Consider the following 25775-nt stretch of genomic DNA (forward strand, 5'->3'; position numbering starts at 1 on the left):
CTCCTTTAGCCATCCATATTTATTTATCTATAAACGATCGGCAATCCCTTTAGCCATATCGGCTAAATCAGCGCTTGTATACTGTTCATTATTATCGGTAAATGTAAAAGAGAACCCATCGTTTTCTGTATAACGTGGAATGAAGTGAAGATGATAATGAAAAACGGATTGCGATGCCACGCTGTTATTATTGTTTAGAAGGTTCATGCCTGCTGGTTGAAAGGCTTCTTTTATAGCGTTCGCAATTTCCGGGGCTTTTTTAAAAAGTGCCGCCGCAGTTTCGGGACGCAGTTCATAAATATTTTCCTGATGATCCTTCGGGATTAAGAGGGTGTGGCCTTTCGTGGTCTGCCCCAGGTCCATAAATGCCAAAAGGTCCTCATCCTCATAGACGACAGAAGCAGGAATCTCCCCGGCTGCTATCTTGCAGAAAATGCATTCATCATTGTGTGCCATAGTGTTGCTCTCCTTTCTAAACGTAAGTATATCTACTCTCCTATTATACGGAGTTACAGTTTAGAGTTAAATGGAAATGTAAGAAGAAATGAATTCCCTGCAAAAATATACAAAATACAGTGAAACTGTGTAGAATATAAAAAGACTATATTTTACTTAGCTGAAGGAGCGTTTGTATGACAGCATTACTTACTATCGATCATATTACCGGCGGTTACAATATTCATAAGCCGGTGCTCCATGACTTGGAATTTGATGTGGGCCCCGGGGAAATTGTCGGCTTAATCGGTTTGAACGGCGCCGGGAAAAGCACAACAATCAAGCATGTTCTTGGACTGATGGAACCGGCGGAGGGCGAAATTTATATTAATGGTAAAACCATTCATGAGGATGCGGAAGCTTACCGGAAACAGCTGGCATACATTCCTGAATCGCCTATATTATACGAAGAAATGACGCTCTGGGAGCATTTGCGCCTGACAGCAATGGCTTACGGGGTGCCAGAAGGCGTATGGGAAGAACGAAGTGAAAAGCTGATGGAAACCTATCAGATGAGCCGGCGGAAAAACTGGTTCCCCAATCATTTTTCCAAAGGAATGAGGCAGAAGGTGATGATCATGTGCGCCTTTTTGGTAGAGCCGAAGCTGTACGTCGTCGATGAACCGTTTGTTGGGCTCGACCCGGTAGCCATTAAATCACTGCTCGATATGATGGTGGAAATGAAAGAAAACGGAGCGGGAATTTTAATGTCGACGCATATTCTGGCGACCGCAGAACGCTATTGTAATCGTTTTGTACTGCTGCATGAAGGCCGGGTCGCTTTGAAGGGAACTATGAAGGAAATACAGGAGCAGGCGGGTATGCCGGGAGCGAACCTTGATGATTTGTATATTGAAGTAACCAAAGGAGAAATTACATCATGACCGGGCAATGGTGGAACGAGCGGGCAGGGGCTTTCTGGGGGAAGGCCGGCCGTTACCTGCGGTTAATCGGAAACAGCGGGTTTATGTTTGCATTGTATATTCTCCTGTTTGCCGGAGCAGTATTTTACCCGGCTTTTCTGGACTGGCTCCCGCAGTCTCCGTGGGTGGTGATTGCTCTCTGGCTGATTTTTTCTGTATTAACGCTTCGCGGACCGATTCGGCCGTTTGTCCAATCCGGAGACCTTGTATTTCTGCTTCCGCTTGAAAAACGGATGGCGCCATTTTTTAAAAAGTCCATTCGCTACTCAGCGGCTCTGCAGGGAGTGGAAGTACTGGCTGTGTATATCGTTCTCGGCCCGGTTATTCAGGAGCGTACCGCCGCCGGGGGCGCTGGTTATATCGGCATGCTGCTGCTTTTGCTCGTAATAACCTTTTTGACAACATTCATTAAATGGGAAGAATGGAAATGGCACAACCATACTCATCGTTACATATCCACAGCGGTCCGCTGGGGCTGGCCGGCTCTTTTAATGCTCGCTGCCTGGTGGGGGAACATTTTTCTGGCCGGAGCTGGTCTCCTTGGTTTGATCGGGCACTGGCAGCTGGTAAAGAGGCGTTCTGCTTCCCTGCTGCTGCGCTGGGAAGTACTTCTCGAAGCCGAGAATCATCAGCTGGCGAAGTTTTACCGGTTTGTTCAGTCGTTTGCGGAAGTCCCCCATATTGAAGTGAAAATTAAACGCCGACGCTGGCTGGCATCACTCGTGGATAAATTTTCCCACAAGCAGGAAAATACGTATTTGTATTTGTACGGAAAAGCTTTTGTTCGTTCAGGAGAATACGCAGGTATGTTTATCCGTTTGCTTGTCGTATGCGGATTGATTATGTACGCCTTTGCTCCGGAATGGATGCGGCTTGGGATTGGCGGATTGTTTCTTTATATGACTGCTGTACAGCTGCAGGCTCTGAAAAGCCACTATGCCACCATTGACTGGCCGGATCTGTATCCCGTCCCTGGCAAGTGGAAGGAAAAGGCATTTATTACGTTTACGAGGGCTCTTTTAACGGTGCAGGGAGCGGGAATCGTTCTGCTTCACGCCTGGATCGGGCAGTCGCTTTTAGTAACGGCAGCACTTGTTTTATTTGTGGCGCTGCTTCTTCTGTACTATCCCCGGTGGGTTTCCCGGAGAAAGCAAAAAGAGATGGTATAAAAGACGACAGGCCCCCTTTCCGCGAGGAGAAAGGGGGCCTGTGATTATGAAGAAGTGTCGGGGTATTCCAAAACGGCTCTTCCGATGACCTGGGCTGCGGTGAGCATAGCTCGTTCATCAATGTCGAATTTCGAATGGTGGTGCGGATACGTCGTTTCCCAGTCCGGATGGCCGGCTCCTGTGAAGAAATAGGTTCCTTTCACATGCTGGAGATAATGCGCATAATCCTCTCCAGCCATCGAGGGGCTCATATATTCTGTCTTCTGCACCGATTCCGTTTTTTCAGCACATTCAGCAATAAACTGAGCTTCATTATGGTGGTTGTCTACCGGGGGATAGCCGCGCAAATATTCATAGTCGGCTTCGGCTCCGGCGGCCTCACAGGTGCCGTGGACAATTTTTCCGATTTCTTCTTCGAACACGTCCCGCACGTTTTCATCAAAGCAGCGGGTAGTGCCGGTAAGCTTCGCGCTGTCGGCAATCACGTTAAAGGCGTTGACAGCTTCAAAAGAGCCGACGGACAGGACTCCGGAATGAAGCGGATCAAGGCGGCGGCTCACAATCTGCTGAAGGCTGGTGACCACCTGGGAGCCGATTACGATGGCGTCTTTGGTAAGGTGCGGCTGGGCACCGTGTCCGCCCTTGCCGCGAATCGTAATATGAAAACGGTCAGAAGCAGCCATCATCGGTCCTTTGCAGTACTGCACAGTCCCGTAGGGCACCGTTGCCCATAAGTGCGTGCCAAAGATGACATCCACCCCTTCAAGGCAGCCGTCCTGGATCATCTCAATCGCACCGCCGGGAGCATATTCCTCTGCGTGCTGGTGGATGAAAACAATGGTGCCGCTTAAGCTGTGCTTTTCTTCCTGAAGGGCTTTAGCCAGGACAAGCAGATACGCGGTATGGCCGTCATGACCGCAGGCATGCATCACGCCTTCCGTCTTTGAAGCGAAAGGAAGACCAGTGTCCTCCTGGATGGGCAGGGCGTCAAAATCCGCCCGGAGAGCAATAACGGGACCGGGTTTTTCGCCACGGAGCACTGCGGTGACACCGCGCCCTCCTACATTGGTACGCACCTCGTGCCCCAGCTTCCGGTGATAATCGGCTATGTAGGCTGGCGTCTGTTCTTCCTCGAAAGACAGCTCAGGGTACTGATGCAGATACCTGCGAATCTCGACCATTTCTGGGTAAAGCTCTTCTAATCTGCTGAATAAATTATCCACAAAGGTTCACATCCTTTATTGAAGCGTAATGAACAGAATGAAAATAGGTGTGTCTCCATTCAGGAGTAGCGTATAATGGGTATACAAGCTGTATAGTATTTTCTTATCATACATGATCCTTTCAGGAAAATAAAACAAGGAAAACTGGAACGGGCGGACATCCTGCTGCGTATATTTATAAATAAACAGAAGAAGGGCGGAAAGAAAGCATGAGCCAAAGAACTGGTTTTATAGGACTGGGTATTATTATTGCCGGCGTAAGTATCGTGTCCTCCCAGCTCGGTTTTGACGCGAGTTTATTCATATGGCCTATCATAGCATTAAGCCTTGCCTGCTTTTTTGTCTACCAGCGGAATTACTGGCTCAGCGCCATGTTTGTCGGTCTCGCCCTGCTGCACGTATCCAACCGGGCGGATGTGCCTTTTATATTTACAGCGGTCATCACTGTGCTCTTCCTTACGGGTATTATTCTGTTTTATTTCTGGTGGAGCAGCTCCCGCAGAGAAATAGATATCGATAAAGACCTGAATACGTCTGAGGAAAAAAGCCGGAACCAAAGAAGCACCTCCTATGCACATGAGGTGCGCCAGGCCGGGCAGGAACGGGAGCTTCCGTCACAGCACCGCTTTTTGGCAGGGCAGTGTGTTTATATAAAGAAACCTTTCAGACTCCGTGAAGCTGCCGTCCAGTACGGAGCAGGCGAAGTGATTATAGATTTTTCGAAAGCTAAAACAGAGGAAGAGACAGTGCCTGTACGAATCAGCGGCATGGTTGGGAGCATTAAGCTTTTTGTCCCGGAGAACTGGGACGTTAACGTCGACGCAAAAACACTTGTTGGCGAAACGAAGGTACTTGGCTATAAGGAAGAGGGCCTGAAGGCAGCGATGAAGGTCGAGCATAAGGCGAAAGAGCAGACACAGGTAACATTAAATATTGAGGCAGAGCTTGTCGTCGGCAGCATTCAGGTGAAGTATGCAAAACATCCCGCTGTTTCCGTGTAACTTAACGAAATGTCTGCCGACTAAAGCAGGATAGAATATTTGTGTAAAAAGCGAGGGTGGCAGAGCTCATGAATAAACGGAAATGGGGAAAACGGCTGCTGATAGCTGCGGCGGCTTTTCTTCTGATTTTTGGCATATATTTATCCTCCGTTGTTATCGGCGCTGCTGCGATCAGTGAAAAGCAGCTGACGATGAATGAAACAACGACAATAGTTGATGACAGCGGGGAACAGTTAGCGGAGCTGTATTCAGAGGATAGGGAAGTTATCGAGGAAGAACAGATACCGGATCATGTAAAAGAAGCATTTATTTCCATTGAAGATATTAGGTTTTATGATCACCGCGGCATTGATCCGAGGGCGATTGCGCGTGCGCTGTATCGTGATATTTTAGCCGGCGGAATTGTTGAGGGAGGAAGTACGATTACCCAGCAGCTGGCGAAAAATGCTTTTCTCTCGAGTGACCAGACCTTCTTACGTAAAACGAAGGAAGTGCTGATTGCTATGGGGCTTGAAAAGAAATTCTCCAAGGATGAAGTAATGGGCTACTATTTAAACCAGATTTACTTCGGTCACGGAGCTTACGGAATCCAGTCTGCCTCTCAGCAGTATTTCGGGAAAGACGCTTCCGAATTGAACGTTGAAGAAGGCGCTATGCTTGCGGCTATGGTAAAAGGGCCGAGCAACTATTCACCGGTGGATGAGCCGGAGGAGGCCAAAGAACGAAGAGATACTGTCATTGCTATTATGGAACGTGAAGGGTACATATCAGAAGAAGAAAAAGCGACAGCAACTTCTGCGTCTCTTCCTTCCGGGCTTCAGGAGCAGCAGACCCATCCGGAGTACTACACGTATGTGGATATGCTCATGAAGGAAGCTCAGGAGAAATACAACATTGAACCCGAAGAAATTTACAAAGGCGGCTATACGATCCAGGTACCGATGAATGAAGATATGCAAAAAGCTTCCTACAGCCTGATGCAGGAAGATACGTATTACCCGGACGGATCGGAGGATGCGGAAAGTGCCTTCTTTATGATGGATCACAGCAGCGGCGGAGTTGTCGCGGTGCAGGGCGGCAGGGATTACGAACGCCAGGGGATGAACCGGGCGGAAGTGCAGCGGCAGCCGGGATCTGCTTTTAAGCCGCTGGCCGTATACGCACCTGCGCTCGAATCCGGGGACTATGAGCCTTATTCGACGCTCCAGGATGAACAATCCGATTACGATGGCTATTCCCCGAAAAATAACAGCGGAGAATATCAGGGCGAAGTGACGATGAGCGAAGCGATGGAGCAGTCCATCAATACATCAGCAGTATGGCTCTATGACAAGCTTGACCGCAGCACCACGAATGATTTTTTAGAGGAAACAGGTATCGAGTCCCAGGGGAACGGACTGGCAACGGCTCTTGGCGGTCTTGAAAACGGGGTTACCCCGGCGCAGTTAACTGAAGCATATACGACGTTTTCAAATAATGGAACAAAAACAGAACCGTACTTTATTACAAACATTAAAGATCGTAACGGAAATATTATTGTGGAAAATGAAACAAAAGAGCAGGAGGTGATGGACCCGCAGAATGCATGGTACATGACCCGTATGCTCGAAAACGTAGTGGAAAACGGAACAGCATCAGCTGGGAGCACCTCCTACGATTTAGCTGGCAAAACAGGGACCACTTCCTTTGAAGCAGTCGAAGACGGGGCGAGAGACGCCTGGTTCACCGGCTACACGCCGCAATGGACAGGCACGCTTTGGATGGGGTATGACCAGACAACCGAAGACAATTATTTAACCGGCGGCAGTTCCCATGCGGTAGAGCTGTTTAAATCCATTTTGAACGAAACCCCTGCTGGAAGCAGTGCTGTAGAATTTGAAAAACCCGAAGGAGTACGTGATTTGGAGGAGCCTGTGGAGCTTCCGGAAATTGATTCGCTTGAAGGGGATCTTACATTTGCCGGTGATGGTTTCTTAAACGTGGAGCTTACGTGGGAAGCATCTGAAGACGATCGCGTTAATTACACGATTTACGAAGTGACAGACGGAGAGCGCGAAGAAATCGATCAGGTCCGCGGAAAGGGAAGCTACACGATCCAAAATGCAAACCCATTTAATTTAAGAGAGTATATTGTCGTTCCTTCCTATGAACCGACAAATCAGGAGGGGGTAGAGTCGAACACGGCAGAGGTAAAGGCCCGTTCTATTTTTGGAATAGGAGGGTAACAAAGAAATGGAGGCAGCCTAGGCGGGCTGCCTTATTTGCGCTGGACGTTCATGAATTTTTTATGAATGTTGTCGAAATGCACTATACATGACAGGATCGGGCAGGTTATGGTAAAAACAGAAAAGGTGATTGTGCGAACTTGAGTGGTGAGCAGGCAGAGAGGAAGTGCCCAAAAATGAAAGAAACCTTATACAATAATACTTTTTTAGAAGCAGCAGAAGGGAACTATACTGGACACGTGCCGGTATGGTACATGCGTCAGGCAGGCAGGTCACAGCCTGAATACCGTAAATTAAAAGAGAAGTATTCGCTGGTGGAAATTACTCATGACCCTGAATTGTGTGCATATGTAACACGGCTTCCGGTGGAGCAGTATCAAAACGACGCGGCTATTTTATATAAAGACATTATGACACCGCTGCCGTCTATCGGCGTAGATGTAGAAATAAAGCCAGGCATCGGTCCGGTGATTGACCGCCCGATTGAAACGCTGGCCGATGTAAAACAGCTTGGAACGCTTGAACCGGAAAAGGATATCGACTACGTGCTTGAAACAATCAAGCTTTTGCGTCAGCAGCTGAATGTGCCGTTAATCAGCTTTAGCGGGGCCCCATTCACCCTGGCGAGCTACATGATTGAAGGCGGCCCGTCGAAAAACTACCATCGGACGAAAAGCTTTATGTACTCGCAGCCGGACGCCTGGTTTGCCTTGATGGAAACGCTTGGCGATATGGTGATTCGGTACGCCGGTGCCCAAATAGAGGCCGGTGCCCAGGCTATTCAAATCTTTGACTCCTGGGTCGGTGCTTTAAACACCGCCGACTACCGGCAGTACGTGAAGCCGGTCATGAGCAGAATTTTTGCGGCTTTAGAAGAAAAGAACGTGCCGGTGTCCATGTTTGGAGTCGGTGCCGGCCATCTGCTTGAAGACTGGAACGACCTGCCTCTCTCTATTATTGGACTGGACTGGAGGACCTCCGTTCTTGAAGCAAGAAACCGGGGCATCACTAAAACGCTGCAGGGCAACCTGGATCCGAGCCTGCTGCTTGCTCCGTGGCCGGAAATAGAGAAAAGAGCTGCCGCTATTATTGATGAAGGCATTCAGTATCCTGGCTTTATTTTTAATTTGGGGCACGGTGTATTCCCGGATGTGAAGCCTGATACGTTGAAACGTTTAACAGCTTTCGTTCACGAATATTCGAAAGAACAGTTGGAGGGAAGACGATGAAAAAGAAAACCGGCCTTTTGGTGATGGCTTACGGAACTCCGAGAAGCCTCGACGAAGTAGAAAGCTATTACACCCATATCCGGCGCGGAAAAAAACCGTCCGAAGAAGCTTTGGAGGATCTTGTCTCCCGTTATAAAGCAATCGGCGGGGTGTCCCCGCTTGCAAAAATTACGGAGGATCAGGCCTATGGCCTGGGCGAGGTGATGAACGAGCGTCACCCGGAACGGGAATTTCACGTCTATATCGGTTTAAAGCATATTGACCCGTTTATCGAGGATGCTGTTGCTGAAATGAAAGAGGACGGCATCGAAGAGGCGTACAGTATCGTCCTCGCGCCGCATTTTTCAACATTCAGCGTAAAGTCTTATAATGGACGGGCTCAGGAAGAATCCTCCCGCATCCATGGCCCGGCGATTCACAGTGTAGAAAGCTGGTATGACCAGCCGAAGTTTCTGCACTACTGGGCAGAACGGGTGCGTACTATGCTTGACGGGCTCGATGAAGAGAAAACGTGTGTTATTTTTTCTGCTCACAGCCTGCCGGAAAAAATCATCGCCAAAGGAGACCCGTATCCGGAACAGCTGAAAGAAACCGCCGAATGGATCGCAGATCGTGCCAATGTTCAGCACTATGATATTGGCTGGCAGAGTGAAGGGAACACCCCGGATCCATGGCTTGGACCGGATGTGCAGGACTTAACAAAGGACTTGCATCATCAATACGGCTATGAGTCATTCGTTTACTGTCCGGTAGGATTTGTAGCTGATCATCTTGAAGTATTGTTTGATAATGATGTTGAATGTAAAGACGCCTGCGACAGTGTAGGAGCGGCATACTACCGGCCGGAAATGCCAAATAGCCAGCGTGAATTTTTAGAGGCGCTTGGTGATGCGATTGATGCTTTAGTGGAACAGAAGGTTTCCTCGTAATATAAAAAGGGCGTCCTTTCAAAGATGAAAGGACGCCCTTTTGTATGGCTATGCTTTTCCTTCCTGCTTTAATCTGCCGGCGAGTACATAGAGTACAGCCAGTGTGACAAAATGGGAGGAAAAATCATTATGGTCCTGCTGCGGATAGACTTCCACAAAATCCATGCCGCAGACTCCGTGTATACCGAATTCATGAATGAGAGTCAGCAGCTGCTCGGGATGGAGACCGTTGGCGTCCGCCGGGCCGCCCGGATTGTAGGCATAATCTAAAATATCGCTGCAGATACTTAAATATACTTCGTCGGTTCCCTCAGAAGCGGTGTCATAGACTTCTTTGGCAAATGCCTTTAAATCCGGGGCATTGCGAATTTTATCGATGGTAATCGTAACAGCGCCCGCTTCTTTGGCGGATCTGCCATTGACAGCTTTATTGCGCGGGCCGTGAATGCCAAGGTGCACGAGGCTTTCATTTCTCACCTGTTCATATTCATACAGGCGGGCAAACGGGGAACCGCGCCCGAACTCGTCGCCCATCGATTCGTCGTTATTATCAAAATGGGCATCGATATGAATAATACCGATTTTTTTTCCGGTAGTTTCACCAAGCGCCCGCACGACCGGGTAGGTGATGCCGTGGTCGCCTCCTAGGCCGACAGGAAAAGTACCGGATTCCCATAAAGAAGAAGCGAAGGACTGAATTGTTTCCATCGTGGCCGGGACGTCGGCCGGCGTGGTGGAAACGTCGCCGGCATCTGCGAGGCTGTAGTGGCTGAGTACATCGATGCCGTCAAGCTCAGGCAGATAGCCGCTGTAGCGCTCGGAGCACTGGCGAATCACCTTCGGGCCAAGCTCACAGCCTGTATAAGCTCCCCAGGTTACCGCTCCCTCCCATGGCACGCCGTAAATAGTTGCCTGATAGTCTGCTGCTTTCGATAAATCCTTTGCTACTGAAGAAGCGTGAAGGAAGGTCGGTGTATTTCCGTAAATGAGTGGTCGATTCATATGTCAGCACCCTCTCTGTGTATGATTTTTAATGTATAGGGAGTGAAGAAGTGTACATGCCCGGATACGTTTACCACGTGACATGTGATACAATAAAGTGTACCATATGTGAGTAGTTTTACGTTTGAAGCAGTGTAACAAACTGTACGGCAGCGGCGCAGTGAAGTGGAAAGGCGGTAATTCCTATGAACGCTGAAGAGAAATTGGACGTATTGAAGCATTCCCGTCATGACTGGATGAATGTCCTGCAGCTTCTGAAAACACACGCTGCGCTTGGTAAAGTGGAAGAGCTTCAGAAAGTGATCGAAAAAACGACCTTTAAAGCTTCCCATGAAGCCAAGCTTTCAAATGTCCAGGCTCCAACGTTCGCTGTCGAACTGATAACGTTCCACTGGCAGGAACACTGGTTTTCCATTGATTTTGAGGTGGAGGATACGTTCAGTGCCAAACTGAACGATCAAAAATGGACTGGTTTTTTTCAAGGGCTGGCAGCGTGCATTGATGAACAGGCCGAGCGAACGAGAAGTAACCATCTCGAAATTTCCATCAACCAGAACGATGGTGGGCTTCCGTGTCTGGAGCTCGATTTTGAAGGTGAATTAAAGAGTCCCGAGAGGCTTGAACAGTGGATACGAAAAGAGTCCGTAATGATAGATATGATTGAGTATATAGAAGTAAGCACAGAACACCTATATTGCGTCATTGTCGATCAAGCAGGCGGTCAGTAAGAATACTAATGAGGTGAAAGAGTTGTTTGTAGATCACGTAAATTTATATGTAAAAGGCGGCGATGGCGGAGATGGCATGGTCGCCTTTCGTCGGGAAAAGTATGTCCCGGACGGCGGACCGGCCGGAGGCGACGGAGGCAGAGGCGCAGATGTAGTTTTTGAAGTGGATGAAGGGCTTAGAACATTGATGGACTTCCGGTATCAGCGCCATTTTAAGGCAAAGCGCGGAGACAATGGAAGGTCCAAAAACCAGCACGGCAGAGGCGGCGAAGATTTAATTGTCCGTGTACCGCCGGGTACTATTATCCGTGACCGCAGCTCTGATGTTATGATTGCGGATTTAACAGAGCATAAACAACGTGTGGTAGTGGCAAAGGGCGGCCGTGGCGGCCGTGGGAACACACGATTTGCTTCTCCTTCCAACCCGGCCCCGGAAATCAGCGAAAAGGGTGAGCCGGCGGAGGAAAAAGATATTCAGCTTGAGCTGAAGGTGCTGGCAGATGTTGGTCTCGTCGGTTTTCCGAGCGTTGGTAAATCCACGCTGCTTTCTATTGTATCAGCGGCACGGCCGAAAATTGCCGATTATCCATTTACTACACTAAAGCCGAACCTCGGCGTTGTGGATGCAGGAGAAGGAAAAAGCTTTGTCATGGCGGACCTCCCGGGACTTATTGCCGGAGCCCATGAGGGCGTCGGGCTCGGAGCCCAATTCTTACGGCATATTGAACGGACAAGGGTGCTTGTGCATATCGTGGATATGGCCGGCGAACTTGAAGGCCGTGACCCGTTTGAGGATTTCCAGCAGATCAATTCGGAGCTGCGGGAGCACAACCTTCGTCTGCTTGAACGTCCAATGGTGGTAATGGCTAACAAGATGGACATGCCGGGCACGGAGGAACAGCTTGAAGAGTTTAAAAAGAAGCTTCCGGAAGGTATTGAAGTGTTTCCTGTATCTACCCTTAGAAAGCAGGGAATTCAGCCGCTTCTGCAAAGAGTGGCGGATCTGGTGGAAACGACCCCTGCCTTTCATTTATATGATGAAGAAGATCAGGAAGAAAAAGTGGTGTACACGCTCGATGAAAAAGAAGCTCCGTTTTATATCGGCCGTGCCGATGACGGCGCTTATGTACTGTACGGACCGGACATCGAAAAACACTATAGAATGGCAGATCTCTCCCACGAAGATTCGATGCAGCGCTTTTCAAGGAAAATGCGCAACATGGGCGTCGATGAAGCACTGCGCGAGCGCGGAGCTAAGCACGGGGATACAGTGAGGCTGCTGGACTTTGAGTTTGAATTTGTTGATGGGTAATCAGTCAGTGTAAATCAGAGTATAAAAGAGTGTGGTGAAAGCAGTGGCAGACAGAATTGATCATTTCTATCTTGTACGGGAAGATCTGTTAACAGATGCAATGCAGAAAACGTTGGAAGCAAAAGCACTGCTCGAAAGCGGGAAGGTGCACAAGGTGGCAGAAGCGGTACAGCATGTGGATCTGAGCCGCAGCGCATTTTACAAATACCGGGATGCTATTTTTCCGTTCCATACGATGATACAGGAGCAGATTATTACATTATCGATCCAGCTTGCCGATCGTTCAGGCTCCCTCTCAGAGCTGCTTCGTATTGTAGCGGCAGCGAATTCAAATGTGCTGACTATTAATCAGACGATCCCGCTGCAGGGACGGGCAAATATTACGTTAACTGTTGATACATCGGCGCTCAGTCTGGAAATCCGTGACTTTGTGCGCAAAATTCAGGGAATGGAATTTGTGGAAAAGGCTGAAATAGTCGGGTCGGGATCACTGTAAAGAGTAGAAACGCAAAGGAGTGTAGAGAGTGAAGCGAGTGGGATATCTTGGCCCGAGGGGGACTTTTACAGAAATGGCGGCCCGGGTGCTTTTTCATGAGCAGGTGCTCGAGCCATTTGATACGATTGCAGAAGGGATGAAGCTGACGGAGCAGCAGGAGATAGATATTGCTGTCGTACCGCTTGAAAATGCGATCGAGGGCTCGGTGAATGTTACCCTGGACTATTTAATTCATAAGCATGAACTGCCGATCATTGGGGAAGTGACCGTACCGATTGAGCAGCACCTGCTGGCTCGTCCGGAGGAAAGGGAACAATGGCAGCAGGCGGAATTTGTACATTCTCACCCTCATGCCATCGCCCAGTGCCATGAATTTTTAAACCGGTGGATGCCGGAAACAAAAGCGCAGTTCACCAATTCCACCAGCGCCGCTGCGAAAAAGGTGAGCGAGGGTTCTGCTGAAGGTGTGGTTATTGCGACGAGGCTTGCTGCGGAGCAGTACGGTCTGGAAATCGTGAAGGAAAACATTCATGACTATACGAACAACCACACCCGCTTTGTAGTGCTTGCAGGCAGTGAAGAGCGCGCGGAAAGTCTTTCGGAGGATAAGAAAGTAACGGAAAGGACGACTATGGTCATTACGCTGCCCTCCGACTATCCAGGGGCTCTGCATCAAGTACTCGCAGCCTTTTCATGGCGGAAATTAAATTTAACAAAAATTGAATCCCGGCCGATGAAGACCGGGATTGGAAATTACTTTTTTGTCATGGACGTGGAACAGCCGGAGGACGATATTTTGATTCCAGGCGTTATTGCGGAACTGGAAGCGCTTGGCTTCGGTGTCCGGGTTCTCGGGCATTACCCGTGCTTTGAACTCTCTATAGCTGAGGCTAAAGTAGACAGCCGGACATCAGGCTAATTGTCTTCGTTGATCAGGTAGGCATGATTTTTTAAAGCTTCAAGCAGAATGTTGAACTGAGCGTGCGAAGAAATTTCAATGGTATGAAGATGAACGCCGGCGGTCAGCTCTGAGAGCATGGAAGCATTTGTCTTTTTCATATTCTCAATAAAATGGTCCGCGTCGATCCGGCTTTCAATCATTAAGGATGCGGTGATGTCTCCGTAGACGGGATGCTCGACGGAAACATCAATAATTTTCCCCCCGTGATCTACGATCAAGTACAGTTCCTCGAGGGTACTGTCCGGATCGGAAGGGTGGGAGACGGCTACGCGCTTTCGTACTGTCTGTCCCGTCTCTTTATTTTTTATAATAATGTAGCCCTGGGACGTAGCGAGAATAGGGTGACCCTGGGCTTTCAGTAAAGACATGTCCTGGACGATGACCTGGCGGCTGACGCTAGCCCTTGAAGCAAGAGAGCCCCCGGTCAGCGGCCGGGTGGACATTTCAAGCCATTCGAGCAGTTGACTGCGCCGGTCGGCTCCAAGCATTTTTTTAGAAGAATGATTAGGCATAATAATACCTCACTTTGTTAGTTGCTACTCTATATCATAGCGGTAAAGTGTTTTTATTGTAAATTAAAAACTGCCGCCGTTTTATTCAATATCGGGCGGTGAAGACAGGAAGGGGAAACGTAATGGCAGGACATTCAAAATGGAATAATATTAAGCGTCGCAAAGAAGCTCAGGATTCCAAGCGGGCAAAGATATTCACGAAATTGTCGAAGGAGATTTTCGCCGCTGTCCGGGAGGCAGGGGATGATCCCGACCAGAATCTTCGTTTGCGTATGGCGATTACAAAAGCACGGGCAGCGAATATTCCAAATGAAAATATTACGCGGACCATAAAAAAAGCAAAAGGACAGGGCGCGGAACTTCAGTATGAAGAAATGACGTATGAAGGTTACGGTCCCGGTGGAGCGGCTGTAATGGTAAAAACGTTAACTGATAATAAAAACCGGACTGTGGCGGATATTCGCGCCGCTTTTAACAAAAACGGAGGAAACCTGGGGGAGAACGGCTGTGTCTCGTTTCTTTTCAATAAAGAAGGTTTTCTGGCCGTAGACCGTGAAAATGTTGAAGCTGATGAAGACACGTTCATGCTTGAAGCGGTGGAAGCCGGAGCGAATGATGTGGAATACGATGACCACGGCTTTTACATTTATACGGAGCCCGATGATTTTGAAGCTGTAAAAGGAGCTATGGAGCAAACGTATCATTTTTCCACAGCGGAGGTTACAATGATTCCGGAGACGAAAGCCCATTTAGAAGATGAGCATGCCCGGAAAATGCTCAAATTGATCGACACGCTTGAAGATAATGACGATGTGCAGAGCGTATACCATAACTTTGAAGCAGAAGAAGAGCAGATGGAACGTCTCGAAGTTTCCTCTTAAACCTTTCACCCCGCCGGTGGAAGGTTTTTAACGCGCAGGCGTTTGGCAGACTGGGCGAATAGTCATTTTTCAACGGGGACGATCTTTGCTATGATATAGGAAAGCATGTTCGCATTTCAATAAGGCGAGGAGAGGACCGCAGTGATCGAATTCGTAAAGGGACGCGTGGACCATATAAAAGGAGACACCATCACGATTGAAAACAACGGCATCGGCTATTTAATATATTGTTCCAATCCTTTTGTATTTAACGGCCAGCAGACAGATGAAGAAACGGTAGTGTATACATATCAGTATGTAAAAGAGGACGTGAACCGTCTGTACGGCTTTCGTTCAAGAAAAGAGCGCGAGCTGTTTGAACAGCTGCTGCAGGTTTCGGGGATAGGGCCTAAAGGAGCCCAGGCGATTCTGGCCTCCGGGGATCCCGGGCAGGTGGTAGGAGCTATTGAAAACGAGGACGAAACGTTTCTAACGAAATTCCCGGGAGTCGGTAAAAAAACAGCAAAGCAGATGATAATCGACCTGAAAGGAAAATTGACCGGCGTTTATGATGCGGTAACAGTAGCAGGAGCACCGGTGTCTCTACTGGATGAGCAGCAGCCGGAGGGAGACCTCGAGGAAGCGCTTAAGGCGCTGACGGCTCTGGGTTACGGAGAAAAAGAAATCAAAAAAGTGCGTCCTCATTTGGAGAAGGAACAGCTGAGTGCAGATGAATATGTAAGAAAAGCCCTGCAGTGGATGCTCACATAGCAGAAAACGGAGGAGGAAAAATTCTTGGAGGACAGAATTGTTTCTCAGGAAGCAGAATCAGGAGAAGATTTGGTGGAACAAAGTATCCGTCCGGACCGGCTTCGGGAATATATCGGCCAGCGTAAAGTGAAGGAAAACCTGGAAGTGTTTATTGAAGCGGCAAAGCTCCGGGAAGAACCGCTTGATCATACATTGCTGTATGGGCCGCCCGGTCTTGGAAAAACGACGCTCGCTATGATTATCGCGCGCGAGATGGACGTAAATATCCGGACGACGAGCGGCCCTGCTATTGAGCGCCCCGGGGATCTGGCCGCGGTCATGACAGCTCTCGAGCCCGGTGACGTACTTTTTATCGATGAGATACACCGACTCCCCCGGGCGGTGGAGGAAGTTCTATACCCGGCGATGGAGGATTTTTGCATTGATATCGTGATTGGCAAGGACAGCTCTGCGCGTTCTGTGCGCCTTGATCTTCCCCCGTTCACATTGATCGGTGCGACTACGAGAGCGGGGCTGCTCTCCGCACCGCTCAGAGATCGTTTCGGGGTGCATGCGCGCCTGGAGTACTACGTGGAGGAGGACCTGGCTGAAATCGTCCGGCGTTCGGGGGATTTATTCCAACTCGATATTGATAAAGGGGCAGCCTACGAGCTCGCCAGAAGATCCCGTGGGACCCCCCGGGTGGTCAACCGGCTGCTGCGCCGGGTACGTGATTTTGCGCAGGTGCAGGGAGACGGAAGCATTACGATGGAACTGGCGAATCATGCACTCGAGCGGCTGCAGGTGGATAAGCTCGGTCTTGACCATATTGACCATAAATACCTGCTCGGCTTGATTGAAACCTTCCGGGGCGGTCCGGCCGGCGTGGAGGCAATAGCGGCAAAGATCGGGGAGGAGGCCCATACGCTTGAAGACGTGTATGAGCCGTATTTAATGCAGATCGGATTTTTACAGCGGACCCCGCGAGGAAGAAAAGCAGCTCCGCTTGCGTACGAGCATTTCGGTTATCCGTATCAGGAAGAAAATACATGAGCCGTATTTAAGGGGCCAGCACTTTGCGGTGCTGGATTTCTTTCGTGCATAAAACAGTAAACTCCTATATAATAGCTTTTGGTTTTACGTGATTGAACGAATAGGAAGGGTTAGCCATGAATATAAATGAATTTGATTTTGAACTGCCGGAGGAGCTGATCGCACAGCAGCCGCTGAAAGAACGGGATCAGTCGCGGCTGCTTGTGATGAATACGAAGGAAGAGACAATTGCGCATGAACGCTTTCATCAAATTGAAGATCACCTTGAGGCCGGCGACTGTTTAGTGCTTAACAACACAAAAGTATGGCCGGCAAGACTCATCGGGGAAAAGCAAGAGACAGGTGCCGGGATTGAAGTACTCCTGCTGCAGCAGGAGGGCGACACGTGGGAGACGCTTGTGAAGCCGGCGAAACGAGTGAAACCTGGAACCGTAGTCACCTTTGGAGACGGACGGTTAACTGCAGAATGCACGAAGGTGCTTGAGCATGGGGGCCGGCAGATGGTGTTTACCTATGACGGTATTTTTCTTGAGATTCTTCAGGAGCTTGGCGAAATGCCGCTGCCTCCGTATATCAAAGAAAGGCTTGAAGACCAGGACCGGTACCAGACTGTGTATGCTGAGCATTACGGATCCGCTGCAGCCCCTACGGCAGGTCTTCACTTTACGTCGGAGCTGCTTGAACGGCTGAAAGCAAAAGGAGTTCGTACGGCGCATGTGACGCTGCATGTTGGGCTCGGAACGTTTCGCCCGGTATCCGCCGAAACGGTGGAGGAGCATGATATGCACGCGGAATTTTATCATCTGCCTCAGGAAACAGCTGATATTTTAAATGAAACGAAATCGGCAGGTAAACGTATAATTGCAGTGGGGACGACGTCAGCGCGTACGCTCGAAACCGTGGCAGGCAAACAGGAAAATAAATTTATGGAAGCGAGAGGCTGGACGGATATTTTCATTTATCCCGGCTACACGTTTCGTGGAATCGACGGACTTTTAACCAATTTCCATCTGCCAAAATCTACTCTTGTGATGCTTGTGAGCGCTCTTGCCGGGAAGGAATTTCTTTTCCGGGCATACGGGGAAGCCATACGCGAAAGATACCGCTTTTTTAGTTTTGGAGATGCAATGCTTATACACTCGGGAGGAAATAACGGATGACCGCAGTAACATATGAACATATTAAAACGTGCCGGCAGTCAGGGGCGCGGCTCGGCAAAGTGCACACACCACACGGATCGTTTGAAACTCCTGCTTTTATGCCAGTGGGAACACTTGCCACCGTAAAAACTTTGAGCCCGGAGGAACTGGAGTCGATGGGCGCAGGGATGATTTTAAGCAACACGTATCATTTATGGATACGGCCCGGCGAAGATATTGTAGAAGAAGCCGGCGGTCTGCATAAATTCATGAACTGGAATAAGCCAATTCTCACCGATTCCGGAGGTTTTCAGGTCTTCAGCCTGAGCAAGCTTCGGGATATTAAAGAAGAAGGCGTTCATTTCCGGAACCATATTTCCGGAGCCAAATTATTTCTCTCCCCGGAAAAAGCGATGCAGATTCAAAACTCTCTTGGCGCCGACGTGATGATGGCATTTGACGAGTGCCCGCCTTATCCGGCCGAGGAAGACTACATGAAAGCATCTGTTGAGCGGACGACTAGATGGGCTGAACGGTGCCTTGAGGCACATACGCGTCCGAAGGATCAGGCGTTATTTGGAATCGTGCAGGGCGGAGATTACCGGCATTTGCGTGAAAAATCTGCAAAAGAGTTGATTTCAATGGACTTTCCGGGTTACGCTATAGGCGGATTATCTGTTGGAGAGCCGAAGGAAACGATGAACCGAGTGCTGGAATACACCGCCCCGCTTCTTCCTCAAAACAAACCACGCTATTTGATGGGAGTCGGGTCGGCAGATGCGTTAATTGACGGATCTATCCGTGGGATAGATATGTTTGATTGCGTTCTTCCAACAAGAATCGGACGAAACGGTACGTGTATGACAAGCAAAGGCAGACTGGTCGTAAGAAACGCTTCAAATGCCAGAGACTTCCGCCCGATCGATGAGGAATGCGGGTGCTATACCTGCCGCAATTACTCCAGGGCTTACATCCGGCATTTGATTAAAAGTGAAGAAACGTTCGGCGTCCGGCTTACTTCGTACCATAACTTGTATTTCCTGCTGTCTTTAATGCAGCAAGTACGCGAGGCTATCCAGCAAGATCGTCTGCTCGATTTTCGGGAAACTTTTTTTGAACAATACGGCTTTAACCGTCCGGATGCTAAAAATTTCTAGATCGGGGAAGCTAAAGGGACAAGGGGTGAAACAGTGAGTACAATTATCGTATTAGTTTTGATGTTTCTCATATTCTATTTCCTTTTGATTCGTCCGCAGCAAAAGCAGCAGAAGCGGATCAAGGAAATGCATGCGAATTTGCAGAAGGGTGACCGTATCGTTACTATCGGCGGTATACACGGCACCATTGATGCTATTGATGAAAACAAACTCATCGTGGACGTAGACGGCAACATTAAATTGACGTTTGACCGTAACGCAGTCCGCGAAACAGTAAATGAATAGTTTGTACAGAATTCCCGTTTATTCATAAACGGGAATTTTTTCATCCTGTGAAAAAAGTATGTTTGCCACATCTTCATGGTTAAGTATAATGAAAAGCAGGAGGTGTTCTGATGGAAAAAGCCTGGGAAGAATGGAAACCTGTTGTTTATCCGGTGCTTGAGAGTAAAGTGAAGGAGTTTGAAACTTTGGGATACAAAAACATACATATAGATGAAATCTGGGAAATGAGTGTAAGCCAAATGAAAAAGCGTCAGACAGAGCCGGCATTACATACAATTGTGCAAACAATACTGCATATGAAAATGCACGATTACATGCAGCAGAAAACGATCGAATCGTACAAAAAAATCGAACAAAAGAAAAACTATGATGAAGCACTGGAGGAAATACTAGCCCAGGTCAGCGGTAATGTAGCAGAAAAGGTCGATTGACATTTAATTCTGCGCATACGTATAATTGCTCTTGTTTGAGAAACATTGAATGGGACGGATACAAAAGAGATGGACCAGACGGCACGCTCCGTTCTGGTTTATTTATGGGAGCAGAAGCATCATATAACGGAGGATCGAAGCACGGAAGGATGAACCTGTAATGGTAAAGAAATCAAGGATTGTTTATTTCTTTTTAATTATTTTTGCGCTGGCGGCATTAATGATCCCAACGTCGGAGAAAATTGTGAACGGTATTGACCTCGGGCTTGATCTTCAAGGCGGATTTGAAGTGCTCTATGAAGTAGAGCCACGGGAAGAAGGACAGGAAATTACAGATGAAACTCTGCAGAACACGGTAGCTGCGCTGACGCAGCGGGTGGATATTTTAGGTGTCTCCGAGCCGAATATTACCATTGAAGGTGATGACCGTATACGTGTGCAGCTCGCTGGTGTTGAAGATCAGCAGTCCGCACGGGAGCTCCTTTCTACAGAAGCGAACCTTAGCATCAGGGATGTAGACGATAACGAACGGCTATCCGGAAGTGACATTCAGGAAAACAGCGCTTCGGTAAACTTTGACGATTCAAACAACCCAATCGTCACGGTTTCCTTAAGAGACGGGGACCAGTTTGGCGAGGTGACGGAAAATATTATTAACGAATACTCGCCTCCAAACAATCGGCTCGTCATCTGGCTGGATTACGAAGAAGGAGATTCCTACGAAGAAGAAGCAACGAAAGAGGATCCGAAATTTATTTCTGCTCCGGCAGTAGATGAGCCGCTGTATACACAGGACATTCAGATTGAAGGCGACTTTAGTGTCGAAGAAGCAGAAAACATTGCGGACATTTTAAATTCAGGGTCGCTGCCGGTAGAACTCGAAGAAGTGTATTCGAATTCAGTCGGTGCCTCTCTCGGTGAACAGGCAATGGATAAAACCATTTTTGCGACGATTATCGGTGTCGGGCTTATTTTCTTATTCATGCTCGTATTCTACCGCTTTACTGGGTTTATCGCTGTGTTGACACTCAGTACCTACATCTATTTTGTGTTGGCCATGTTTAACTTTATCCAGGGCGTATTGACGCTGCCGGGGATAGCGGCACTTGTCCTTGGGGTCGGCATGGCTGTTGATGCGAATATTATTACGTATGAACGGATTAAAGAAGAGATCAAATACGGAAGATCCATTTTATCGGCGTACCGTTCAGGAGCAAGAAGGTCTCTCGGTACAATTATCGACGCGAACGTCACAACCCTGATTGCTGCCGGCGTGCTTTTCTACTTCGGAACAAGCTCGGTGCAGGGCTTTGCCCTGATGCTGATCGTGAGTATACTGGTAAGCTTCATTACGGCAGTGCTTGGTACAAGGCTGCTTCTCGGCCTATGGGTGAACAGCCGGATCTTTAATAAAAAACCGAAGGTGTTTGGCGTAAAGGAGCGTGACATCCATGAACCTTAATAACAGCAGGAAGATCTTAAAACGGGTGATTCCTTTCGTCAAATTCCGTAATGTCTTTTTTCTGATTACTCTCGCATATATTCTTGCCGGAGGCATACTTTTATCAACAATTGGTTTAAATCTGGGCATCGATTTTCAGAGCGGATCTAGAGTAGAGGTTTCCGCGGAGGAGCCATTGACCGAAGAACAGGTACGCTCGGATTTTGAAGAAGTGGAAGGGAATTTGGAGCCGGACGATATTACACTTGGCGGAGACAATAATACAATTGCTTCCGCACGCTTTATCGGAGAGCTTTCCCAGGAGGAAATAGCTGCGGTGCAAACGTATTTTGAAGAAGAATACGGAAGCGTTCCAAATACGGGCACTGTCTCTCCTCAGGTCGGCCAGGAGCTGGCGCAGAATGCATTTATATCTGTGCTGATTGCTTCGCTCGGACTGATAATTTATATCACGATCCGCTTTCAGTTTTTATACGGAGTTGCTTCGATCATTGCCCTTCTTCACGATGCCTTCTTTATTATTGGCTTTTTCAGCCTGCTACAGGTGGAAGTGAACGTACCGTTTATTGCAGCGGTCCTCACAATTGTAGGTTATTCCATTAACGATACGATTGTGACGTTTGACCGGATCCGGGAAAACATGCCCCCGACAGAGGAAATTGAATCGTTTGAAGACCTCGCAGAAGTGGTGGATGTCAGCCTGAATCAGACGCTCACGCGCTCCATCAATACTGTACTGACAGTAGTATTCGCGGCAGCGGCACTGTTTATTTTCGGAGGCGAAGGCATACGGTCATTTTCTCTGGCACTGCTTGTTGGTCTGGTAGCTGGAACGTATTCCTCCATTTTCCTGGCTGCCCAGTTGTGGGTGATCTGGAACTGGAAAAAAATTAAACGGGCCCGTGAAAAGGCGCCGGCAGAGGAAGAGCCGGAAGCCTGAAAAGAAAGCTTCCCTTTTTGAAAGGGAGGCTTTTTATGGTTATTTTTGCAATTATACGGGTATAATAAAGGAGAACACAGATTGTGAAAGGAGTGAAAAAATGAAAGCACAAACAGGTTTAATCATGGGACTTATTTTAGCACTTATTATCGCCATTTTTGCCGTGATTAATGTAAATAGCGTCGAAGTAAATTTATTGTTTGGCACAGGGGAATGGCCTCTGATTATTGTCATTTTGGTTTCGGTATTGCTTGGGGCTATGGTGGCAGGATTTCTCAGCATGTTCCGTATCTATAAGCTGAAAGCAGAGGTACGCCGTCTTCGGAAAGCCTCGGACGATCACAGCGCTTCTGTCGGTTCGAGAACAACCGGCACCACGCACGAAAATGATGATAAAGGAAAAACCAGCCGTTCATCATAAATGCAGTAATTTTCGCTTCTTTTCCCTTTTGCGGGAGAAGAAGCTTTTTTACGAAGATGTATGGAGATAAAATAGCTTTTATCCCGTAAGTATTTTCGATACAATAGTGAATGCAGACAAGGATCATTTGAAACGCTAAAGCAAGAAAAGAGGAAGAGATATATGCTGCAGTCACGAACAAGATGGCATCAGCCCGAAGTGGACGAACGTCTTGCAGAACAGCTTAAAAAAGAGCTGAATGTGAGTGTAATATCTGCGCGGCTTCTTGCTGCAAGAGGATTTGAATCAGCAGAGAAAGTTCGGCAGATGATTCATAATGACTGGTCTATTGTACATAATCCGTATTTGCTTGATGGAATGGAAGAAGCTGTCCGCCGTATCCAGCAGGCGGTTGAAAATAAAGAACGGATTCTCGTTTTCGGAGATTATGATGCGGACGGAGTGTCGAGTACCACCATTATGATCCGGCTCTTAACCGAACTTGGAGCTTCGTTTGGCTGGTATATTCCTAACCGGTTTACGGAAGGGTATGGACCGAATGTTCCGGCTTTTCAGTCGGCTCATGATGAAGGAGCTTCACTCATTATTACCGTGGATACGGGCATCGCGGCGGTTAATGAAATCCAGGCAGCCAATGATTTAGGTATGGATGTTATTATTACAGACCACCACGAACCACCTCCGGAGCTACCGCCTGCGTACGCAATCATTAACCCGAAGAAACCAGGATGCACGTATCCTTTTAAAGAGCTTGCGGGGGTCGGGGTCGGCTATAAGTTAGCCCATGCTCTTCTTACCGCGGAGCCTGTTCACTGGCTCGATATTGTCACGCTTGGCACGATCAGTGACCTTGTACCGCTCGTGGAGGAAAATCGGCTGTTCGTGCAGCACGGGCTCGACCTTTTGACGAACAGCAAACTTCCCGGCATTCAGGCGTTAAAACGAATATGCAGCATTGAAGGGGAACATCTTGAAGAAGACCATGTCGGCTTTGCAATGGGGCCGCGCTTGAATGCAGCCGGCCGCATGGAAGAAGCAGATCCTGCTGTGCATCTTCTGACTGCAGCTACGCTTGATGAAGCGGAATCGTGGGCGGAAATGATCGATGACCTGAATAATGAACGCAAATCGCTTGTTGAAAGCATGACCAAAGAAGCGGTGGAAGAAGTGGAAACGAACTTTCCTGTGGAAGACAATCCATTCATTATTGTCGCAGGGGAAGGATGGAACGCCGGCGTAATTGGCATCGTGGCAAGTCGTCTGGTGGAGAGGTATTACCGCCCGGTAATCGTTATGAGTATTGATGCTGCAAGCGGGGAAGCCAAAGGCTCGGCAAGAAGCATTGAAGGCTTCGATATGTTCAAGGAGCTTTCGAAAAACCGCGACGTGCTTCAAAAGTTCGGAGGGCACCCAATGGCGGCCGGCATGTCTTTGGACCCTGCTGATATCGACACCCTGAGAACCCGCATGGTCATCCAGGCAAAAGAAACGCTGAGCAGCGAACTGCTTGTTCCGGCTACGCACATTGACGTGCATGTTTCAGTAAGTGACATTACGATTGAGGCGGTCGAGGACCTGCGAAACCTTGCGCCGTTTGGCGTTGGTAATCCAAAGCCGGTTTTCCGGATTGAAAAAACGGTTCTCGAATCAGTGAAAACAATAGGCGCATCGAAAAATCACTTGAAGATGGCGCTGGCTGCCGGTGGAAAAAAACTTGATTGTGTCGGATTTCATCTCGGGTATTTATCGGAAAGCCTGACAGAAAATGAAGAGGTGTCCGTCGTCGGGGAGCTGAGTATCAATGAATGGAACGGCTTCCGCAAGCCACAGCTATTTTTAAAGGATGCAAAGGTGGAGCAGATTCAAATATTTGACCGCAGAAAAGAAAAGCGGGTGATGTTTTCGGACAGTACAGACACAGCAGTTCTGGCTTTCACAGAAGAACAGCGGAAAGAACTGGCGGCATCTGCGGGACATGCTGCCATTCTTAACGGGGCCGATATGGAAGGCCGGACGCATCATGCGGCTAATGTAGTGATAGCGGATATGCCGGCCTCTCTTGATACGCTGAAGCAGGCACTTGCGGTGTTCCCGCAGGCGGCGAACATTTATGTTTACTTTCAGGGAAGAGAAAAAGCGTATTTTCATTCGATGCCTTCACGAGAGCAGTTTAAATGGTATTACGCTTTCCTGAAAAAGCGCGGTTCGTTTGATCTGAACAGTCAGGGCAGGAAACTGGCCGAATATAAACAGTGGAAGACGGAAGATTTGTTTTTTATGAGCCAAGTGTTTTTTGAATTAGGTTTTGTTAAAATGAAGGATGCGGTTGTCTCGGCAGAGGATAAGCCTGCGAAAAAGGATTTAACTGACTCCTCCTCCTACCAGGAAAAAATGGAGGCGAGAAATGTCGAGCAGGAATTGATGTTTACTCCGTTTCCGCAATTAAAAAAACGGCTCCTTTCCTGGCTGCCGGAAAAGGAAGAAACTATATTAGATATTAGGAAGAAGGTAAACCATGGACTTTAAAGATTACATAACAGTGATCGAAGATTATCCTGAAAAGGGAATCCGGTTTAAGGATATTACAACCCTTATGCAGAACGGCCCGGTGTACCGGCAGGCCATCGACAATATGATCGAATTTGCCGGGAAGCATGATGTTGATGTAATTGTCGGACCGGAGGCAAGAGGGTTTGTAGTCGGATGTCCGGTTGCTTATGCAATGAAAAAAGCATTTGTACCGATCCGCAAGGAAGGTAAGCTGCCACGGGAAACTATTACGGAGGATTACGGCCTGGAATACGGGGAAGCGAGCCTGTCGATCCATACAGACGCCATTAAGCCCGGCCAGCGGGTGCTTATCACCGATGACCTGCTTGCTACTGGAGGCACCGTAAGAGCTACTGTGCAGCTGGTGGAAAAGCTGGGGGGAGTTGTGGCAGGCCTTGCATTCTTTATTGAGCTTTCCTATCTGGAGGCAAGAAACAACAAAGAATTGAATGACTACAATATCTATTCTCTAGTCACGTTTGATTAATAAAAATATTTGTCTTAAGCCCCCTGCCAACCAGT

General features: G+C 48.4%; 26 protein-coding genes. 22 read left to right on the forward strand and 4 right to left on the reverse strand.

Going from position 1 to position 25775, the window contains the following annotated elements; genetic code table 11:
- Positions 1-27 precede the first annotated feature (27 nt).
- Positions 28-456 (reverse strand): HIT family protein, encoded by a 429-nt coding sequence (locus Q9M42_RS06415; RefSeq protein WP_322525684.1) that lies wholly within the window; start codon positions 454-456, stop codon positions 28-30.
- A 176-nt stretch (positions 457-632) separates the two neighbouring features.
- On the opposite strand from Q9M42_RS06415, the gene Q9M42_RS06420 reads away from it, so the two are divergent.
- A complete protein-coding gene (locus tag Q9M42_RS06420) occupies positions 633-1379 on the forward strand; it encodes an ABC transporter ATP-binding protein (RefSeq protein WP_322525685.1) in 747 nt (248 codons plus the stop codon).
- Positions 1376-2587: an ABC transporter permease gene (locus Q9M42_RS06425; protein WP_322525686.1), complete on the forward strand. Its 1212-nt coding sequence runs from the start codon at positions 1376-1378 to the stop codon at positions 2585-2587. Before Q9M42_RS06420 ends, Q9M42_RS06425 begins: the two co-directional genes overlap by 4 nt.
- Positions 2588-2631: 44 nt before the next feature.
- Here Q9M42_RS06425 and Q9M42_RS06430 read toward each other — a convergent pair whose 3' ends face one another.
- The gene (locus Q9M42_RS06430; RefSeq protein WP_322525687.1) at positions 2632-3810 is read right to left on the reverse strand and encodes a M20 family metallopeptidase; all 1179 of its coding nucleotides are present in this window, start codon (positions 3808-3810) and stop codon (positions 2632-2634) included.
- A gap of 209 nt (positions 3811-4019) precedes the next feature.
- Between Q9M42_RS06430 and liaF the strand changes: the two genes are divergently transcribed.
- The 4 genes from liaF (at position 4020) to hemH (ending at position 9194) form a co-directional block, all read left to right on the forward strand.
- Entirely contained in the window at positions 4020-4811 is a 792-nt protein-coding gene (gene liaF, locus Q9M42_RS06435) for a cell wall-active antibiotics response protein LiaF (protein ID WP_322525688.1), read from the forward strand.
- Between the two features lie 68 nt (positions 4812-4879).
- Positions 4880-7036 carry a transglycosylase domain-containing protein gene (locus Q9M42_RS06440; protein WP_322525689.1) on the forward strand — a complete coding sequence of 719 codons (2157 nt, stop codon included), beginning with the start codon at positions 4880-4882 and terminating at the stop codon, positions 7034-7036.
- A gap of 176 nt (positions 7037-7212) precedes the next feature.
- Entirely contained in the window at positions 7213-8265 is a 1053-nt protein-coding gene (gene hemE / locus Q9M42_RS06445; protein ID WP_322525690.1) for a uroporphyrinogen decarboxylase, read from the forward strand.
- Positions 8262-9194 (forward strand): ferrochelatase, encoded by a 933-nt coding sequence (gene hemH / locus Q9M42_RS06450; protein WP_322525691.1) that lies wholly within the window; start codon positions 8262-8264, stop codon positions 9192-9194. Before hemE ends, hemH begins: the two co-directional genes overlap by 4 nt.
- A 48-nt stretch (positions 9195-9242) precedes the next feature.
- On the opposite strand, the gene Q9M42_RS06455 is transcribed toward hemH, so the two are convergent.
- Positions 9243-10196: an agmatinase family protein gene (locus tag Q9M42_RS06455; RefSeq protein WP_322525692.1), complete on the reverse strand. Its 954-nt coding sequence runs from the start codon at positions 10194-10196 to the stop codon at positions 9243-9245.
- A 185-nt stretch (positions 10197-10381) separates the two neighbouring features.
- Here Q9M42_RS06455 and Q9M42_RS06460 point away from each other — a divergent pair, with 185 nt between their 5' ends.
- The 4 genes from Q9M42_RS06460 to pheA are packed head-to-tail and all read left to right on the forward strand — an operon-like array spanning position 10382 to position 13651.
- Positions 10382-10924, forward strand: coding sequence for a Spo0B C-terminal domain-containing protein (locus Q9M42_RS06460; RefSeq protein ID WP_322525693.1), 543 nt, complete (start codon positions 10382-10384; stop codon positions 10922-10924).
- 22 nt (positions 10925-10946) lie between these two features.
- A complete protein-coding gene (obgE, locus tag Q9M42_RS06465; RefSeq protein WP_322525935.1) occupies positions 10947-12236 on the forward strand; it encodes a GTPase ObgE in 1290 nt (429 codons plus the stop codon).
- Between the two features lie 55 nt (positions 12237-12291).
- Entirely contained in the window at positions 12292-12732 is a 441-nt protein-coding gene (locus Q9M42_RS06470; RefSeq protein ID WP_440972315.1) for an ACT domain-containing protein, read from the forward strand.
- 28 nt (positions 12733-12760) lie between these two features.
- Entirely contained in the window at positions 12761-13651 is an 891-nt protein-coding gene (gene pheA / locus Q9M42_RS06475) for a prephenate dehydratase (protein ID WP_322525695.1), read from the forward strand.
- On the opposite strand, the gene Q9M42_RS06480 is transcribed toward pheA, so the two are convergent.
- Positions 13648-14205 carry a transcription repressor NadR gene (locus Q9M42_RS06480; protein WP_322525696.1) on the reverse strand — a complete coding sequence of 186 codons (558 nt, stop codon included), beginning with the start codon at positions 14203-14205 and terminating at the stop codon, positions 13648-13650. The two genes, pheA and Q9M42_RS06480, sit on opposite strands and share 4 nt — an antisense overlap.
- Positions 14206-14327: 122 nt before the next feature.
- Here Q9M42_RS06480 and Q9M42_RS06485 point away from each other — a divergent pair, with 122 nt between their 5' ends.
- The 12 genes from Q9M42_RS06485 (at position 14328) to Q9M42_RS06540 (ending at position 25740) form a co-directional block, all read left to right on the forward strand.
- On the forward strand, positions 14328-15086 hold the full coding sequence (locus Q9M42_RS06485; RefSeq protein ID WP_322525697.1) for a YebC/PmpR family DNA-binding transcriptional regulator: 759 nt from the start codon (positions 14328-14330) through the stop codon (positions 15084-15086).
- A 141-nt stretch (positions 15087-15227) separates the two neighbouring features.
- Positions 15228-15836 (forward strand): Holliday junction branch migration protein RuvA, encoded by a 609-nt coding sequence (gene ruvA, locus Q9M42_RS06490; RefSeq protein WP_322525698.1) that lies wholly within the window; start codon positions 15228-15230, stop codon positions 15834-15836.
- Positions 15837-15860: 24 nt separating this feature from the next.
- Positions 15861-16868, forward strand: a complete 1008-nt coding sequence (ruvB, locus tag Q9M42_RS06495; RefSeq protein WP_322525699.1) for a Holliday junction branch migration DNA helicase RuvB — start codon at positions 15861-15863, stop codon at positions 16866-16868.
- Positions 16869-16984: 116 nt separating this feature from the next.
- A complete protein-coding gene (gene queA / locus Q9M42_RS06500) occupies positions 16985-18028 on the forward strand; it encodes a tRNA preQ1(34) S-adenosylmethionine ribosyltransferase-isomerase QueA (RefSeq protein ID WP_322525700.1) in 1044 nt (347 codons plus the stop codon).
- Positions 18025-19164 carry a tRNA guanosine(34) transglycosylase Tgt gene (gene tgt / locus Q9M42_RS06505; RefSeq protein ID WP_322525701.1) on the forward strand — a complete coding sequence of 380 codons (1140 nt, stop codon included), beginning with the start codon at positions 18025-18027 and terminating at the stop codon, positions 19162-19164. The genes queA and tgt overlap by 4 nt, the downstream gene beginning before the upstream one ends.
- A gap of 33 nt (positions 19165-19197) precedes the next feature.
- The gene (gene yajC / locus Q9M42_RS06510) at positions 19198-19449 is read left to right on the forward strand and encodes a preprotein translocase subunit YajC (RefSeq protein ID WP_322525702.1); all 252 of its coding nucleotides are present in this window, start codon (positions 19198-19200) and stop codon (positions 19447-19449) included.
- 110 nt (positions 19450-19559) lie between these two features.
- Positions 19560-19880, forward strand: a complete 321-nt coding sequence (locus tag Q9M42_RS06515) for a post-transcriptional regulator (RefSeq protein WP_322525703.1) — start codon at positions 19560-19562, stop codon at positions 19878-19880.
- Between the two features lie 160 nt (positions 19881-20040).
- The gene (gene secD, locus Q9M42_RS06520; RefSeq protein WP_322525704.1) at positions 20041-21342 is read left to right on the forward strand and encodes a protein translocase subunit SecD; all 1302 of its coding nucleotides are present in this window, start codon (positions 20041-20043) and stop codon (positions 21340-21342) included.
- Complete coding sequence (gene secF / locus Q9M42_RS06525; protein WP_322525705.1) at positions 21332-22282, forward strand: protein translocase subunit SecF; 951 nt, start codon at positions 21332-21334, stop codon at positions 22280-22282. The genes secD and secF overlap by 11 nt, the downstream gene beginning before the upstream one ends.
- A gap of 100 nt (positions 22283-22382) precedes the next feature.
- Positions 22383-22703: a LapA family protein gene (locus tag Q9M42_RS06530; RefSeq protein ID WP_322525706.1), complete on the forward strand. Its 321-nt coding sequence runs from the start codon at positions 22383-22385 to the stop codon at positions 22701-22703.
- 162 nt (positions 22704-22865) lie between these two features.
- Positions 22866-25229 carry a single-stranded-DNA-specific exonuclease RecJ gene (recJ, locus tag Q9M42_RS06535; RefSeq protein ID WP_322525707.1) on the forward strand — a complete coding sequence of 788 codons (2364 nt, stop codon included), beginning with the start codon at positions 22866-22868 and terminating at the stop codon, positions 25227-25229.
- On the forward strand, positions 25219-25740 hold the full coding sequence (locus Q9M42_RS06540) for an adenine phosphoribosyltransferase (protein WP_322525708.1): 522 nt from the start codon (positions 25219-25221) through the stop codon (positions 25738-25740). The genes recJ and Q9M42_RS06540 overlap by 11 nt, the downstream gene beginning before the upstream one ends.
- Positions 25741-25775: the final 35 nt, after the last annotated feature.

Source organism: Marinococcus luteus, assembly GCF_034497705.1.
Classification (GTDB): Bacteria; Bacillota; Bacilli; order Bacillales; family Marinococcaceae; genus Marinococcus; species Marinococcus luteus_A.

Excerpts from the sequence above, each read along its gene's own strand:
- Q9M42_RS06460 (WP_322525693.1), top strand. The coding sequence starts at position 10,382 with ATGAACGCTGAAGAGAAATTGGACGTATTGAAGCATTCCCGTCATGAC.
- queA (WP_322525700.1), top strand. The coding sequence starts at position 16,985 with ATGAATATAAATGAATTTGATTTTGAACTGCCGGAGGAGCTGATCGCA.
- hemH (WP_322525691.1), top strand. The coding sequence starts at position 8,262 with ATGAAAAAGAAAACCGGCCTTTTGGTGATGGCTTACGGAACTCCGAGA.
- Q9M42_RS06515 (WP_322525703.1), top strand. The coding sequence starts at position 19,560 with ATGGAAAAAGCCTGGGAAGAATGGAAACCTGTTGTTTATCCGGTGCTT.
- secF (WP_322525705.1), top strand. The coding sequence starts at position 21,332 with ATGAACCTTAATAACAGCAGGAAGATCTTAAAACGGGTGATTCCTTTC.
- Q9M42_RS06485 (WP_322525697.1), top strand. The coding sequence starts at position 14,328 with ATGGCAGGACATTCAAAATGGAATAATATTAAGCGTCGCAAAGAAGCT.
- tgt (WP_322525701.1), top strand. The coding sequence starts at position 18,025 with ATGACCGCAGTAACATATGAACATATTAAAACGTGCCGGCAGTCAGGG.
- liaF (WP_322525688.1), top strand. The coding sequence starts at position 4,020 with ATGAGCCAAAGAACTGGTTTTATAGGACTGGGTATTATTATTGCCGGC.
- Q9M42_RS06420 (WP_322525685.1), top strand. The coding sequence starts at position 633 with ATGACAGCATTACTTACTATCGATCATATTACCGGCGGTTACAATATT.
- Q9M42_RS06455 (WP_322525692.1), bottom strand. The coding sequence starts at position 10,196 with ATGAATCGACCACTCATTTACGGAAATACACCGACCTTCCTTCACGCT.
- Q9M42_RS06540 (WP_322525708.1), top strand. The coding sequence starts at position 25,219 with ATGGACTTTAAAGATTACATAACAGTGATCGAAGATTATCCTGAAAAG.
- Q9M42_RS06440 (WP_322525689.1), top strand. The coding sequence starts at position 4,880 with ATGAATAAACGGAAATGGGGAAAACGGCTGCTGATAGCTGCGGCGGCT.
- Q9M42_RS06415 (WP_322525684.1), bottom strand. The coding sequence starts at position 456 with ATGGCACACAATGATGAATGCATTTTCTGCAAGATAGCAGCCGGGGAG.
- Q9M42_RS06480 (WP_322525696.1), bottom strand. The coding sequence starts at position 14,205 with ATGCCTAATCATTCTTCTAAAAAAATGCTTGGAGCCGACCGGCGCAGT.
- Q9M42_RS06425 (WP_322525686.1), top strand. The coding sequence starts at position 1,376 with ATGACCGGGCAATGGTGGAACGAGCGGGCAGGGGCTTTCTGGGGGAAG.
- recJ (WP_322525707.1), top strand. The coding sequence starts at position 22,866 with ATGCTGCAGTCACGAACAAGATGGCATCAGCCCGAAGTGGACGAACGT.
- Q9M42_RS06530 (WP_322525706.1), top strand. The coding sequence starts at position 22,383 with ATGAAAGCACAAACAGGTTTAATCATGGGACTTATTTTAGCACTTATT.
- hemE (WP_322525690.1), top strand. The coding sequence starts at position 7,213 with ATGAAAGAAACCTTATACAATAATACTTTTTTAGAAGCAGCAGAAGGG.
- secD (WP_322525704.1), top strand. The coding sequence starts at position 20,041 with ATGGTAAAGAAATCAAGGATTGTTTATTTCTTTTTAATTATTTTTGCG.